This window comes from Mycoplasma aquilae ATCC BAA-1896, from assembly GCF_048074525.1.
Classification (GTDB): domain Bacteria; phylum Bacillota_I; class Bacilli_A; order Mycoplasmatales; family Metamycoplasmataceae; genus Mycoplasmopsis; species Mycoplasmopsis aquilae.
On record NZ_CP182208.1, the window covers coordinates 695097 to 711220 of the forward strand.

The window sequence follows — 16124 nt, forward strand, 5'->3', positions numbered from 1 at the left end:
TTTATCGTATTTTGTCCAAACTAGCCATTTTGTTTAAAATGTAGAAATTTTTTCATTTTTCTATGCCTAAAAAATAGGCATAAACAATTAAAAAATTCACTTGAAATATTATTTTTTTGTACTAGAATTAATATGTAATGGTTAATGTAACATATAAAAAGAATGAACTGAAATATGGATTCAGTGACTTTATTAGTCTATTACACATTTTAACAATTTTAGGTCACAAGAATACTGCTATGAGTAGCTCTGAAATTGCTAAAAACGCTAACATTAATCCTGTTAAAGTCAGATTAATATTGCAAGCAATAGATGACAACAATTGGATTAAAAAGAGTAGAGGTCGTAAAGGAGGGTATACCTTGAATATAGGTCTAAAACATCAAATGCAGCGACTTGCTTGATGTTTTAGACCTAAAGTTAATTAATAAAACTTGGGTTAGTGGTCTCAAGGATTCTGAATGCGTGATCTCACGAAATATAGAAGCAGTAGAACAGGATTTAATTAACTCATTAAATAATGTTATATACGAAAATTTAAAAAACAAAACACTAGAAGATATTAAGAATGATATCTTATCTAGGGAGGCATAATATGTTAGATATCGAATATGATGTAATTATTATTGGTTGAGGAAAAGCAGGAAAAACTCTTGCAACTAAATTATCAGCCAATAAACAAAAAGTTGCTCTTATTGAAAAGGATATAGATATGGCTGGGGGAGCATGTATTAATGTAGCTTGCTTGCCTACAAAAGCTCTAATTCACAGTGCTAAAATTAGACAACAAGCTGAAACTCACAATATTAATATGACTTGAAAAGAAAAAGAAACATATTATAGAACAGCACAAAGATATAAAAGAGCATTTATTAAGAAAATGCACAACGACAGCTATGATCAAATTATGAGCAGCGAAAATGTTGACTTATATGTCGGAGCAGCTAGCTTCCTTGATCCACATACAATTCTTATTGAAACACAAAATAAATTAATTAAAATACGTGGAAAGAAAGTTGTTATCAACACAGGTTCTAAACCTGTTAGATTAGATTTAGACATCAAATCAAAAAACATTTTTTACTCAGACGCAATCTTAGAATTAAATGCATTGCCAAAAAGATTACTTGTTGTCGGAGCTGGCTTTATTGGTCTTGAATTTGCAAGTATGTATAGTAACTTCGGAAGTAAGGTAACAGTTTATAGTAAACTACACAATTTCTTACCTTCAGAAGATTACATGGATTCATACAGTATTAAAGAAACAATGCAAACCCAAGGAATTAACTTTGAAAATGATGCTGAAATTATTGCTATTAAAGATTACAGCAGAGGTACAAAAGTTACAGCCATCATTGATGGGCAAGAAGTTGAAGAAATGTATGATGCAGTTCTAGTATCAATTGGACGTGAACCGAACTTAGATCGTCTAGGACTAAGCAAAGCAGGTGTTATGACTGAAAATGGTGCAATTAAAGTTGATGAAAACTTAAAGACTACAGCTGATAACATTTGAGCTGTTGGTGATTGTAAAGGTGGTCCTTTCTTCACATATGTATCACTAGATGACTCTAGAATTGTATTACCTCAATTATTAGATAAAACTAATGAACGCAACTTAAACAATCGTCCACCAATTCCATTCTGTTTATTCATTGATCCAGCCTATGCACGTGTTGGAATGAATTGTAAAGAAGCTGATGCTAAAGGCATCAAATACGAAGTTAAACAATTAAATACATCATCAATTTCAAAAGCTAAAACAATACATGAAACATTTGGATGAAATAAAATACTTGTAGATAGTGAAGGCTACATCATTGGAGCGACATTATTTAATTATCAAGCTGATGAAATGATTAACCTTATTTCATTAGCTATTGCTAAGAAAATTAAATACGATGAATTAGCTAACTTTATTTACACTCATCCAACCTTTACTGAAAGCTTAAATATATTTGGATAAGAAAAAAGCACAAATGTGCTTTTTTTATATCTCTTATTCATTTACTGCTGGTTGCATAGCTTTTTTGCTTGCAATAACTTGATAAAGTTTATAACCTTCAACACAAATTGTAAGTACAAATGCAAGTAGGATTGGAATTAATCAATAAACAACTGAATAATGTTCAAAAGTTAATAAATCAATGTTTCCAAATAATTGGTTAACACCTGGAATAAAGGCTGATCCAAGCATACAAATCATACTAAAGCTACTTGCCAAGTAAACTAATTTGTATTTAGCTAGAGAGCATTTAAAGATGCTTTTTTTTGACATTAAGTTTAATGAGTTAATACTTGAACCAACTCCTAAAGTAATAAAGGCAGCAGAAGATGTTAACATAACAAAATTATCTCCTGTTACACCATTGTTAGAAGCATATAATCCTACAATTAAGTAAGAAAGCAATGCAGCAAGAGAAAGAATTACACTGTGAATAATTAGACGCTTACCAAGGCCATCAGCAAAAATGCTTTGGTTTTTATTAATTGGCTTATGGTTCATTACATCCACATCACTAGGCACCATTCCAAGTGCAATAGCTGGTAATCCATGTGTTAATAAGTTAATTCATAATAGTTGGGCTGCAGTTAGAACAATAAATTCTTCACCACCAATTGCATCTTTAAAGATAAATCTAAAGGCAAATAGCCCAACTAACATAACAATAATTTCAGTTAATGAAGAAACTAGTAAGTTTAAGATAACTGTTTTAATACGTATAAATGTTTCTCTACCTGATTTAACTGCACGCACAATGGTGTTAAAGTTATCATCAGTTAAGATAACATCAGCAGCTTGTTTTGAAACATCAGTTCCAGTAATTCCCATAGCACAACCAACATCACTAGCTTTTAGGGCAGGAGCATCATTTACCCCATCTCCTGTCATAGCTACCACTTGGTTATGTGCTTGTCAAGCTTTAACAATTCTAAGTTTATCAGATGGGTTTACTCTAGCATAAACTGAAATATGTTGTACTTGTTGAGTTAATTCTTCATCACTCATATTCGCTAGTGTAGTACCATCAATAGCTTTATCGCCTTCTTCAAAAATACTTAAGCTACGTGCAATTGCTACAGCTGTAGTTAAGTGATCACCAGTAATCATAACTGTCTTGATACCAGCACGTTTAGCTTCTTCAATACTTGCTTTAACATTTGCTCTAGGTGGATCAATTAATCCAATTAGACCTGAGAAAATAAAGTCATGTTCATCTGCAAGAGTAATAGTAGAAGTATCTTCTGGTAGCATTTTGTAAGCTACTGCAATAACTCTAATTGCATCATTAGATCATTCTTCGTTCATTTCACGAACATTAGCATCTAATTTAGCACACTTACTAAAGATAACGTCAGGTGCTCCTTTAGTAATTAAAATCTTTTGCCCATTAGGTGTCTTAATAAGCACTGACATCATTTTACGGTCACTATCAAAAGGTAATGCTGCTAGCTTTTCAAATTTTGAATAGAATTCTTCTTTTGAATTTCCTTTTTCAAGTCCAAATCTTAAAATAGCTGTTTCAGTAGGGTCACCTACTTCAACATAATTACCATTTTCATCTAAAGTAACTTGAGCATCAGTACATGCTACAAAGCTACCTAAAGTTTGTGATTTAGTTAAATCTTGTACTCCTTGAGCATCATAGAATTTAACCACTGTCATTTTATTTTCTGTTAATGTACCTGTTTTATCTGAACAAATTATACTTGTTGATCCAAGGGTTTCTACAGCAGGGAAAGCTTTAATAATAGCATTTTCCTTAGTCATACGTGAAACACCTATAGCTAGTAGCACAGTAGTAAAGGTTATTAATCCTTCAGGAATAGCAGCTACAGCAAGTGAAATACCTATAATAAAGGCATTTGAATATAATTGTGGATTACCTCAATCATTACTAAAGGCCCCAGTTAATATAATTTGAATTATAGTTGAAGCAAATAGTAAGATAATCCCTGAAATTCCAAAGATTTTAGATAACTTATCTAATTTAATTTGTAAAGGTGTTTTCGGAACTTCTTGTTCTTGAATACTTGAGTTAATTTTACCAACTTCAGTATCTTTCCCGATTTTTTGTACTAAGGCAATTGCTCTACCTGTAACACAATATGTACCTGAAAAAATAGTATTATATCTATCTCCTAGAGGTAATTGTTCAATATTAGCAATTTCGCCTACTCTTTTATCTACAGCTAAAGCTTCTCCAGTAATAGCTGATTCAACTACACTAAAGCTAAAAGCTTCAACAATTTTAGCATCTGCTGGAATCATATCTCCAGCTTCAACTACAATTAAGTCTCCAACTGTAACTTGTGAAGATGGAATTGAAACCATTTTACCATCACGAATAACCTTAGCATACAGTTCATTACTTTTAGCTAAAGCCCGGACAGCTTGATCACTTTTAATCTCTTGATAGGTACCAAGCATAGAATTCAAAGCAACTACTATCAAAATGATAAATGGTTCGATATATGCAACTGCAATTTCTCCATTGGTTTTTAAGTTACCGTGTACATGTTCATAAATTGTAACCCCAAAAGAAAAGGCAGCCGCAATTAATAACAAGATAATCATAAAGTCTTTAAATTGAGCTAAAAAGATCATGAAAACACTTTTACGCTCTTTGGCTTTGATTGTATTTTCTCCTAAAGAAGCAATTCTTGCTTGTGCTTCTTCTTGAGTTAAACCAGACTTCAGGTCTGTATTTAATAAATTCTCCATTTATTTATATCCTTTCTAAAAACATGATAATTATATTATTTATTTAATTCTTGCATATTAAAGAATTGCTTAATATCGTATCAATCCGGATCGTTTAAGTTCTCTTCATAATTATCAGCAGTTCTTATATATAAAGTATTATCTTTATCTCTAACGAATGCAGTTTTAAGGTTATATTTTTTACTTTCGCAATCATTGTTATATCATTTTTCGTAACGTTTTAATGTAGCATATTTTTGAGCACTAAATGGGTCGATATTTTTGCTTTCACCTTGGAAGCTTTCTCCACCTTTTGCTTCTATAATTCAAATAGTCCCTTTACTATCTTCAAGAATATAATCTGGATAGAAAGCTTGAAGTCTTTCTAAACCTTCTTTTTTGATAATTAAAGAAAGGTAAGGTTTACCTTTATCACCATTTTTGTAATATCACTTAATGTGCTTATTACTTTGACAAAACATTTCAAAAAGATGTTCAGGCAATGATCTAATTTTATTTTTAGTTGTTGCCATACTTGCATCATATTCTTCATAAACATTTTTCGTGAAAACTTTTTTATCCTTGGAAGTAGAGTCATAAACAATTTCATCTTTTGTAGGAATATATCAGTTGCTTCTAACAATATCTTCATCAGATTCAAATAAATTGTAATTATTTACAATGTTGGCTTGAGTTGTAAATTCTTGAAAATCACTAGCTAATTTATTAACATTGTTAATTAAAAAGATTTGTGGCTTAGCTAAGCCTATTTCAATAATTTGATATCTTTCTAAATATTCATTAGCTCTTCTTGAACTAATTAAAGTATTAAGCATATTTTTTAATTGCTTACCATCAAAGCCTAATATGTTTCTTAATTTGTCAATAGCATGAGTTTCATCGTTGTGATTTGCAGCTGTATTATAGTGATAACGAACATCTTTGCGTACCAAAACATCATCAATCATTCCGGATAACTCTTGAACTTGTCCTTGACGCATATCGTCATGGATGAATTTCGTATCGATAATGTATCCATTATCTGCTAATTTCTTAGCATTTTCTTCTAAATCTCTGGTTAATTTATACTTTTCTTTTAAAAATTTATAAATAAGCTTTGAAGTTCGAATTCATTGATCATCATCATGCTCTGATGTACGTAAATTTCTTTCTTCTTTTACTAATGTAAACTTATTAAATTCAGGTTTAAGATTTACTCTTGCTACTTCAATACCATTTGCTTGCATCAAGACATTATCTTTAAATTTAGCATCAAAAGTATATAAGAAACAATTATCAATCTTATCATCGTCAAAATGTCTTTGTGATGGCATTCTTCTGATTCTTCCTATAGTTTGGATTTCGAAGTTTTCTGCCATGTTATCTCTTAATTTAACTAAAATTTTGGCTCTTGGGCAATCTCAGCCAGTTGCTGTAGCTTGTTTAAAGATTAAATATTCAACTGCTGAATTATTTTTCTCAATACCTTCAATATTTTGCTTATCATTGTCAAGTCATATTGCTAATTTACCATTTTCAACACTTACGCCCATCTTATCAAAAAGATTTTCTTGCATGTAATGAATTAATGAATCACTTTTGTTTGGTATTTGAACTATAACAAGAGGATTAATTCTATATTGAGAATCAATGCTTTCATATGCCTTAACTATTTCTAACCTTTTTTGTTCAGCAGCTTTTATCAAAATAAATGCTTCATTTTCAAAATCTTCTAAGGCTTCTTTTGTATTTACATCAGGATTTATGTATATAGAGCGAGTTATAAGTTCAGAGTCAATAACTTCTTTATCCGTTATTTCAATGTACTCTTGTCCTTTTGCTGCTTTTGCAGTAGCAGATATTCTAATTTCTTTAAATGGCTTTATATGATCGTGCAAGAAATCAAAAGCTTTTTTAGTTTGGTTAACATGTTCTTCGTCAACAATAACTATAAATTTGTAACCATTATCTCTAGCCTTAAGGGCTTGATCATGAATATTATAATATTCAGCTTCAGCTATAGCTTTATTTCCTTTTTTAGTAATCTTTTCTCAGTTAATGAAATATGTTGTGTCAGGTACAAAACCATTATTTAATATGTCTTGAACATCACCACAGTCATATTCAGGATAAAACTTAATCATTTTTCTTTTAGATTGTTCTTCTAATGATCCAGCACCTGGTGCTAGTCATAAAAATATAAATTCTTTGTTTACATCATTATTTATGACATTAGCAATCATTTGTAACATCATTAATGTTTTGCCTGATCCAGTAGGTGATTTTATAACTAATGATTTCTTGTCTTTGTTAGAAAGTACAAAATTTGTTGTATTTTCAATTGTTTTTTCTTGAAATCTTTTTCATTTTATATTTATCATAAGTAGTCAGTCTCTTTCAATTCTTTTTCGTAGTAATTATCTGGAATAATGATGATTTTGTTTTTAATATGATCATAGACCTTAGATCTATATGGATCAACTTTGTTTTCATTCATAAAGATCACAGTAGCATTTAATAAATCATCTTCATTAGCATTTTCTAATTCGTCCTGGCTAGTGATAAAGAAAATTTCTTTATTATCAATTAATTTCCCTAATTCTAACTGTGCTAGTTGCTTTGAAGATTCTTCTAGTTGATCTAAATATTTTTGATCGTAATTTGAAACAATAAATTCATCCTTATTAATTGTTTCGATTTGTTGATATATCAAGCTGTGAGGTAATTCGCCTTGAATATTACTTAATCTTTTAAAAGTAACATTTTCACATATGTTATTTTCATTATTTGTACATAAAATGTAGGTTCTATTTCCGCCATCATCGGCATTTAGCTTAGCAACAGCATGTCCTGTTGTACCTGATCCAGCAAAGAAATCAAGAATGATAGAATTTAATTCAGTAGAGTGTAATAAAAGTTTATGAATAAAAACCATAGGCTTTGGATATTGAAAATCTTCAACAAAATCTAATGTTTTAGCTTCCTTAGTCGCAACTTGATTCATATATTCGTTGGTGGTAAAATCCAAACTATTAATAGTCTTTTTTGTTGATTTTAGATTATTTAAATATCTTTTATATATAAACCCACGTTCATTTTCTTTGTGCTCTTTTTTAAATGAAATTGTCCCAGCTTTTATATGTTTATTTATCGTTGAAATAGAAAAGCGTCAGTACATACCTTTAGGAGGAAAATCTTCTTTCCCGGTATATGGGTTAACAACTGCAAAATAATTGTTTTTTTCTGTGCCACTTTTAGCACTAGGATTATCAGAAATCCAAGGGCCATTAGGATCATTATCTGGATTAGTATATCTAGATAAATCTTTTTCTCCACCAAGTAAATTAATAACTAATTTATTTTTTGCGTAGCATAAACAGTTTTCATGTTGAATATTAGCGCCTGTTTTTATATCATTAGTTGTTGATTTAGTTTTTCTAATAAAATCTGCTACAAAATTATTTTCACCAAATATCTCATCACATAACAGTTTCAACTGTGCCTGCTCATTATCATCAATGCTTATAAAAATTACACCTTGATTACTTAATAGTGTTTTTGCAAGCTCTAATCTTTTTCTCATAAAAGATAATCATTTTGAATGCTTAAACCCATCTTCCGAATCAACATATGTATCATTATAAATAAAATCCTTATTACCAGTATTGTAAGGAGGATCAATATAAATTACATCAATTCTATTTCTGTGCGTTTTTTGAAGCAATTTTAATGCTTGATAATTATCTCCTTCAAGCAAATAATTTAATTCCTTTGCATTATTATTTGCAATGATTAAATCCTTTTGTTTTAAAGTTAATATTGAATCATTAGATTCATTAACAATATCTTCTTCTTTTTCTTCAAAAACAAGACCATATTTTTTTGTATGCAATGTTTCTCTAATGAGAGCAAAAATATCACGTTGTTCTTGTGTTATTGAATCAGTCTCTTCTTGTTGCTTTAATCAATTTAAAATAATTTGTTTCTTTTCATTATTCATAACTTACCTCACAGAATAAATTTATAATTTAATTTTATTAAATTATTTCTTTAATGTGATAAAAAAGCCTAGTTATTACACTAGGCAACCATTATAATAACTCAATTCCTTTGGCACGCATTTCTTCACGATATTCTTCAGGTCAAAATGATGCCTGTACTTCGCCAATGTGAGCTTTTTCAAGTAAGTACATTGAAACCCGACTTTGTCCAATTCCTCCCCCGATAGTTAAAGGAAGTTTATGTTCAATAACATGTTGGTGGTAAGGAGAAAGTTTTTTAACTTCTTCTCTACTTAGACCACTTTGTTCAACTAATGATTGATCATTTACCCTTATTCCCATTGAAGAAAGTTCGATAGCTTGATTAATAACATTTGAATAAACAATTAAATCTCCATTTAATTTTCAATCATCATAGTCAAATGCTCTAGCTGAATGGATTAGTCCTGATTTCATAGGGTATCCAATACCATAGATGAAAACAGCACCATGTTCCTTTGCAATTGCATTTTCTCTTTCTTTAATATCAAGGTTTGGATATAAATTTTCTAATTCTTGAGCCGAAATAAAGAAAACTTCTTCTGGCATTTCATCTTCAAGTTGATAGTATTTAAGTTTTAAAAGTTTTTTAGTTACTTTTAATGAATCATAAATTAATTTAACTGTTTTCTTTAAGTATTCTAAGTTACGATCTTGAGCTAAAATAACTAGTTCTCAGTCTCATTGATCGACATAATATGAATGTAATAAATCTAAATCTTCTTCTTTTCTAATTGCATTCATATCTGTGTATAAACCTTCATAAGGCAAAAAGTTGTATTTTTTTAGTGCATCTCTTTTTCATTTTGCAAGTGAGTGAACAACTTCTAACCTTTCTTGTTTATCTTTTGGTAAAAATCAAACTGGTTCTTCACCATTAAGTCCATCATTTAATCCTGATGATTTAGAAACAAATAGCGGAGCAGTTGCTCTAGTTAAGTTTAGATGAACTTTTAACTGTTCTTGAAAGTATAATTTTAGATCCTGAATGGCACTTTGAGTTTGTCTGACATTTAATTTTGAGTGATACATGATTTCTCCTAAAATTCATAATGAATCTTATTTAATATTTGTTAGGTTTTTTAGCTAATTTTTAGTTCAGTTTCATATTCTTTAAGTTTTTGAATAGTTGAAACTACACTATCCCCAGATAGAAGTTCAATATTTCCTATAGGAAGATTGTCAATATATGTTTTAATTTCATTTTCTTTTTCACTTAATTTTTCTAATTTCGCTTTTTGGTCAAGGAAATTTTTCAATTTTAAGGCTATCGATTGAATTTCTTCTGTTTCGTTCATTAATCTTTGATAATCTTGTTCTAACATTTTTATTTTATTTAAATAATCAGCTCGAATATCTCTTAACTGACTAAGTGATTTAGTAGTAAAATCTTGTTTTAAGAACTCTTGAATATTTTTAGCTTGTTGCAATAGGTTATTTTGACCTGTATTGTATAGTTTTCCGCGACTAAAAGTTTTAATATAGTCATTAATATTATTAACACTTGTTGTTTTTAAAATTTCTAATATTTTATTTCTATCGCTTATGTATCTAATAATAATATTGTCCAAGCTTACCAATTTATCTAATTTCATTTTTAATTCAGCTGATGAATCTACATTACTTACATTTAAATCATTTAACTCTTTTTTAATATTTGCTGCATATGCACTATCATATTTTTCTATTTGAATTAAAAATGAATTAATATTTTGAATCTTTGAAGATACTTGTTGTTTTAATTTATCAATAGCTTCTTTTTCTTCTTTATCATGACTTAAAATAGCATCTCTTTCAGCTGTTATTTCAGTAATTGTTTGTTGTAAATGATTAAGTAGTTCAGCTAGTTTGTCATTAGGAATATTTAAAGTTGTAATGCCATTTAAATACTCTGATAATTTTGTATGTAATTCTTTTAATTCATCTGTATCTAATGTATTCAATAAACCAGTTTTTGTTTCTTGAATTAAGTTTGTAACTTTTTGACTTATAGAATTATGTTGTTGTATGTTTTCATTTAATTCTTCTAAAAGTTGGTTTAATTGACTATTTGCTTTTTGAATATTATCTATGTTTTCATTAGCTATATTTTGACTTAATGTTGAAACTAAATTTTCTTTAGTTGTAGCATAATCAACATTTCAAGTTTTAACTTGTTTAATTAATTCAAGAACTTTTGTATTAAGTTGATTATATGAAGCAATTAATTGTTCTTTTTGTGTTTTATAAGTGCTGTTTTTTTGCTCTATTTTAACAATTAAACTTTTTATATTATCTGATAAGGCATTTAATGAGGCTAAATTTTCAACAGAATTTTGGGTTTGTTCAAAACCATTTAATTCTGCTTGTAATGTTTCAAATTCAGCTATTGAGTATTGTTTTAATGTTTGTAATTGTTCTTTTGCGCTTATTATTTCGTTTGTTAATTCACTTTGCAATTTAGTAATTTGTTTCTCAGCTTCTTCTTTAGCTTGAATTAAAGCAGTTTTCTTTTTATTTATTCCACTATTAAATAAAGTTATTTGTTCATTTGATATTGTATTTATTTTTTTAACTGAAATACTTGTTAAATAATTAGTAAACTTATTTATTTCTGGTTTTAATGTTTCAAATAAAATTTTTTGTAAATTTAATCCATCTACTCAGCTTTGTGCTTCTTTTACTTGTGCTTGTAAACTATTAAAACTTGCAGCATAGCTTGAAATTATTTTATTTATTTCACCAGTTAAAGTTTCGATTTCTTGATCAGTTAAATTCTTTTTGATATTATCTTTGTACTTTTCATATTCTTCTGGATTAATTTGAGCAAGTAAATTAATTTTAGCTACCAGCTCAGTCTTCTTGTTATCAGCGATTATAGGCTTGTCTGGTTCTGGAGTAGGATTAGTGTTTTCTGCTTTTGGATTTCCACAAGAAACCACAAGTGATGTGGTTGCTAATGCAGCTATACTTCCGTTTAATAAAATTCATATTTTTTTCATTTTTCTCCTAAATAAAATATATTTTTTATAATATTATAATTTTACAATAAATGCAGAAAAAAGACTGCTTTGAGGCAGCCTTTTAACATATGGGGCGAATGACGGGATTCGAACCCGCGAATGACGGGACCACAACCCGCTGTGTTAGCCACTTCACCACATTCGCCAATTAGTAAATATATTATAACTAAAAGCGATAATTTTCCAAATGCTTTTTTTACCTATTTTTAACGTTTATAAATTAAAAATATGATTTTCCACTAAAGGTCTAATTTTGATTGTAAAACCAATGTTGTTTTAATTTTAAAGGTTTTTTATAAAAAAAGCAGTAGAAAAGGCACCTCACCCATAAAAATTTGATGAGGTTATTTTAAAAGTTTGCTATTTTTAACAATATGTTGAATAAAATTCATATGCACTCATGCGCACAGTGTATAAACTACCCGGAATTTTATATTCTCTTTTGAGCTATTGATAATATGGCAAATGTTCATTATGTTTTGATCATTTATTCAGGAATAATATTTTCCTTTTGGAATAAACTTTCGTAATTCTTTGTGTCAACATTCAATTCCACCTTTTTGATACGAAGAATAAGGGTCACAAGTATAGATTTTTCCTATTCCTGGAATTGTGTGCAATAATGTGTTTTCAGAGCCATTATCTATTGTTAATGTCTTAATTGTAAGACCATAAAGTTTAATGATTTTTTGGACAGTTTTAACAACTGATTGAGCATCTCTTTTTGAAAGCATCGCATATCCTAATCTTGATTTTCTTTCATAAACAGTTACTAAAATAAGTTTGCTAGACTTATTAAACACAACTGTATCCATTTCGTAATGTCCAGCTTCTTCGCGGTTGTTTATGCTTTCATCTCTATTATGAATAGAAGTTGCGCCTTGAATTTTTGACTTTGTGTATTTTCGTTTTTTCTTCTTTTGAGATTTGTCAAATGATGAATTGCTCATTCCTTTTTACCCACAAACATACTGAAGTCGATATCTAATTTAGTGTCTATTGCATTATAAAATGTCTTTAGTGTAGGGATAAACACATTTTGACCTTTATATTTCTTGGTATATTCATCTAATAAACGAGCTGCTGATACTTGCATGGTATATTTAATATTTTCACCAAGATCCATATCAGGATTTTCTTTTCTTAATTTTTTGTATTTCTTTCTTAAATTACTTCACTCAATCAAAAAGTCTTGTATTGGTTTTAATCTTTCACAACTTTTCATTACATTTGACTCATAAATATTCTGAGCTAATGCAATTTTTGTATAAGTTCATTCTTCTAGCGATAAATATGTAACAGTCATCATCTTTGATTTACATCTCTTACATTTTGCTGTTGTTGTATATTTGTATTCTTCAGCAGCGTTTTCGATGTTACTTTTGATTGTTTTAATATTTATATTCATCACTTTAGAGATTTCAATTAAGCTATTGTATCTCTGTAAGTTATCAAACAAACAAGATAAGTTACTTAATTGGAAATAATTAGTGTTTTGCTTTCTAGCTTTGTTAAGTTCATTGTCAAGTTTAGTCTTTAATGTTTTATCCTTGTAAGGTCTCAAAATAAAATGTTCGCATTTTGTAATTTGTTTTTTTGTGTTATCAAAATTGTCTATTCTTATTTCTGTTTCAACACAAATTATATTTTTCTTGTGCATTTTAGTTGCAGTTATCATATAATTAAATTGGTTCCTTTCTTTTGTTTTTTGTACACTAATTTTACAACAGGAACCAAAAAAGATGACAGCTCCACTTTACCTTTAGTGGAATGTCATCTTTTTAATTTTTATATTTTTAACGTTTGTAAAATAAGATTTATTTTGTCACCCCTTCATTAGAAAATATGATTGATGTATAAAATTTTTATATGAATTAAAAACAGCCATAAACAAAATAAAAGAACTAACAAATTCAGAATTAATCAGAACTCTTTCTGAACTTCAAGGGATTAAAAATTATTACAATTTAAGATTAAAAAATTTTAAATAAGGAATCATTATTTAATAAAAAGGAAAAAAAGAGAAAATTAAAAAGTAGACATTAAAACAAATAGAAATATTTGGCGCCACCAGACATTGAGAGCTAATTATTCTCATTTGATGAAGAAAAAAGACAATGCATGAACTTTTTGACAGTCTTAAAGCATTGTCCTCTAATATAAAAAGTGATATTTACATTGAATAAATACCACTTATATTTTACTATTTTTTTACTCGTCTAGGCGTGACATAATTGAGCTTATTTTACACAAGTTATATATCAAAAATATCTTATTTTATTTCTTCTCGTTTAAGCTTTTTATATTCTCCTGGAGCTAAGTTTAAATTATCTAATGATAAGGTGCCAAAGCATTGACGATGTAACATTACTACTTCATTTCCAAATTTTGCAAACATTCTTTTCACTTGATGATATTTGCCTTCGCTAATAGTTAAATGCACAAAAGTTGGATTAATAATTTGTAATTTAGCTGGTTTTACTTTTTCACCCTGTCCTAATTCAAAGCCAGAAGCAAAAACTTCCACTAGCTCACTTGAGCATGGATCTTTTAAAGTTACATAATAAGTTTTATTGACATGTTTTTTGGGCGCAAGCAACTGGTGAGTTAACTCTCCATCATTAGTAATTAGAAGTAAACCTGTAGTATCTTTATCCAATCTTCCAACAGTATGTATATCCTTAATTTGTTTTATATTGCTATCTAATAGGTCAAAAACTGTTTGATGCTTGTTATCATAATTAGCACAAATATATCCAGCAGGCTTATTTAAAGCATAATAATGATACTTAGGGCCAAGACTTAATTCTCGTCCTTGATACAATACTATATCGCTAGGATTAATGTCCATATTATGAGTAATAGTTTCACCATTTAGAGTTACTAGTTTACTTTTAAGCACTTTAGAAGCTTGTGATCTACTTAACCCTAAACATTGGGCTAAAAATTTATCTAATCTTATTTTACTTTGCATTATTTAATTAGCAAGTTGTATAAATTACGCTTATACACTTCTACTCCTGGTTGTGAAAATGGGTCAATATCATATAGATAGGCAATAGCAATTGTGACAACTTGCATTAAAGCAATTAAGCTAGCAAGTACAACTTCAGAATAGTCATTTAATTCAAACTTAATATCAAAGTCATTTTGAATGCTATGAATTTTATCCTTATTATTTAAAGCCTTAATTTGATCTTTATTACCTAAAAAATTAAGCACATCATATTGTTGCATATTGATATCTAAAACATCTTGATTGAGATCTTTGCTCCGTGAAATAAAGGTAGTAAAAATAAAATTATTATTTAAGGAGCTAAAACTTTCTAAAGCACTAAAATCAAACAATTGCTCAAAAGCTACTAGCCCTTTTTGATTTTGGTTTAATGAAGTATTAGTTAGCAAACTTAAGTATTTTCCCATTGCCATTAAGCTAGGATCATTTACCAGTAAGTAATTAACATTACGTTTTAAAGTTCTTGAAATATAGTGAATATAGCTAGCTAGTACTAAAGCAACATTCTGTTCAATATTTTGATTATTAACAATATCTTTAAAGGTTGCTACATAAGCATTGAAAGCTTCTTGCATATTGATTCCACTGGCTAGTAGTGGAAAAATACAGGTAGCTTCAAATAGTCCGCTATAGCGACATGGCAAAGGAGCTTGCATGTTAAATAAAGTGTACTTATTTAATCCAGCCATTTTGTTGAGTACATTTTCATGAATATCCGTAGTTATATAAATTAAATCGATAAGCATAATTGGATCAAGACCTTGAGCTTTTAAATTATCAGTTAGCACTTTACGATATTCACGAAAGGCGATAGCGCTTTCAAGTGAAATTCCTGATTTAGAAATATAGTTAATAGCAAAGATTTCATCCTTAAGTTGATATAAGGAAGCCACTAATTCTTCCGGATTAATATTACCTTGTGTAAAAATTAATTCAATATCTGGTTTTAGATTACTATATTGATTATAAAAAACATCATATAAAGCTTTAGTTAAAATGTATGATTCTCCATCAGCTATAATAACCATCTTATTAATTCCGTTACTTTTTAAAAAGGATACAGCAGAAGAAAATTCAATTTTATGCTCATCTCAATACTTATGTGCATAAGTTAAAAAGTCAAATTCATATTCAGGATCTTGCCCTTTTAGCAAGTCAAAAATCCCTTCCATTTTATTTAAATTATGGATAAACTTTTTATCTTTTTTAGCACTGGCTAAGTGCTTTATTTCAACATTTAAGGCTGATAAATTCATATATACTCCTATTAACTTAAATTTTATCAATATATTTTTAGAAGCAATTAAATAAAGTAAATTTATAAAAAAAGATATACCCGAAGGTATATCCTCAAATTATTG

At 28.8% G+C, this 16124-nt stretch carries 11 protein-coding genes and 1 tRNA gene; 2 read left to right on the forward strand and 10 right to left on the reverse strand.

Annotated features, from left to right (window positions below):
• The first annotated feature begins 137 nt into the window (after nt 1–137).
• Nucleotides 138–428 (forward strand): Rrf2 family transcriptional regulator, encoded by a 291-nt coding sequence (locus ACM0IS_RS02890; RefSeq protein WP_416755990.1) that lies wholly within the window; start codon nt 138–140, stop codon nt 426–428.
• Nucleotides 429–595: 167 nt separating this feature from the next.
• Nucleotides 596–1966, forward strand: coding sequence for a dihydrolipoyl dehydrogenase family protein (locus ACM0IS_RS02895; protein ID WP_416755991.1), 1371 nt, complete (start codon nt 596–598; stop codon nt 1964–1966).
• Between the two features lie 33 nt (nt 1967–1999).
• On the opposite strand, the gene ACM0IS_RS02900 is transcribed toward ACM0IS_RS02895, so the two are convergent.
• From ACM0IS_RS02900 to ACM0IS_RS02945, 10 genes are all read right to left on the reverse strand, one after another.
• Nucleotides 2000–4726 (reverse strand): cation-translocating P-type ATPase, encoded by a 2727-nt coding sequence (locus ACM0IS_RS02900; RefSeq protein WP_416755993.1) that lies wholly within the window; start codon nt 4724–4726, stop codon nt 2000–2002.
• Nucleotides 4727–4761: 35 nt separating this feature from the next.
• Nucleotides 4762–7086, reverse strand: a complete 2325-nt coding sequence (locus ACM0IS_RS02905; RefSeq protein ID WP_416755994.1) for a DEAD/DEAH box helicase — start codon at nt 7084–7086, stop codon at nt 4762–4764.
• Nucleotides 7080–8705 carry a site-specific DNA-methyltransferase gene (locus tag ACM0IS_RS02910; RefSeq protein ID WP_416755995.1) on the reverse strand — a complete coding sequence of 542 codons (1626 nt, stop codon included), beginning with the start codon at nt 8703–8705 and terminating at the stop codon, nt 7080–7082. The genes ACM0IS_RS02905 and ACM0IS_RS02910 overlap by 7 nt, the downstream gene beginning before the upstream one ends.
• 91 nt (nt 8706–8796) lie before the next feature.
• Nucleotides 8797–9777: an aspartate--ammonia ligase gene (gene asnA / locus ACM0IS_RS02915; RefSeq protein WP_416755996.1), complete on the reverse strand. Its 981-nt coding sequence runs from the start codon at nt 9775–9777 to the stop codon at nt 8797–8799.
• A gap of 50 nt (nt 9778–9827) precedes the next feature.
• A complete protein-coding gene (locus ACM0IS_RS02920; RefSeq protein ID WP_416755997.1) occupies nt 9828–11726 on the reverse strand; it encodes a hypothetical protein in 1899 nt (632 codons plus the stop codon).
• Between the two features lie 90 nt (nt 11727–11816).
• Nucleotides 11817–11892: transfer RNA gene (locus ACM0IS_RS02925), tRNA-His, on the reverse strand.
• Between the two features lie 199 nt (nt 11893–12091).
• Entirely contained in the window at nt 12092–12697 is a 606-nt protein-coding gene (locus tag ACM0IS_RS02930; RefSeq protein ID WP_416755998.1) for an IS30 family transposase, read from the reverse strand.
• Complete coding sequence (locus tag ACM0IS_RS02935) at nt 12592–13425, reverse strand: hypothetical protein (RefSeq protein ID WP_416755905.1); 834 nt, start codon at nt 13423–13425, stop codon at nt 12592–12594. The genes ACM0IS_RS02930 and ACM0IS_RS02935 overlap by 106 nt, the downstream gene beginning before the upstream one ends.
• Nucleotides 13426–14019: 594 nt before the next feature.
• Nucleotides 14020–14721 carry a pseudouridine synthase gene (locus ACM0IS_RS02940; protein WP_416755999.1) on the reverse strand — a complete coding sequence of 234 codons (702 nt, stop codon included), beginning with the start codon at nt 14719–14721 and terminating at the stop codon, nt 14020–14022.
• A complete protein-coding gene (locus ACM0IS_RS02945) occupies nt 14721–16019 on the reverse strand; it encodes a hypothetical protein (RefSeq protein WP_416756000.1) in 1299 nt (432 codons plus the stop codon). Before ACM0IS_RS02945 ends, ACM0IS_RS02940 begins: the two co-directional genes overlap by 1 nt.
• Nucleotides 16020–16124: the final 105 nt, after the last annotated feature.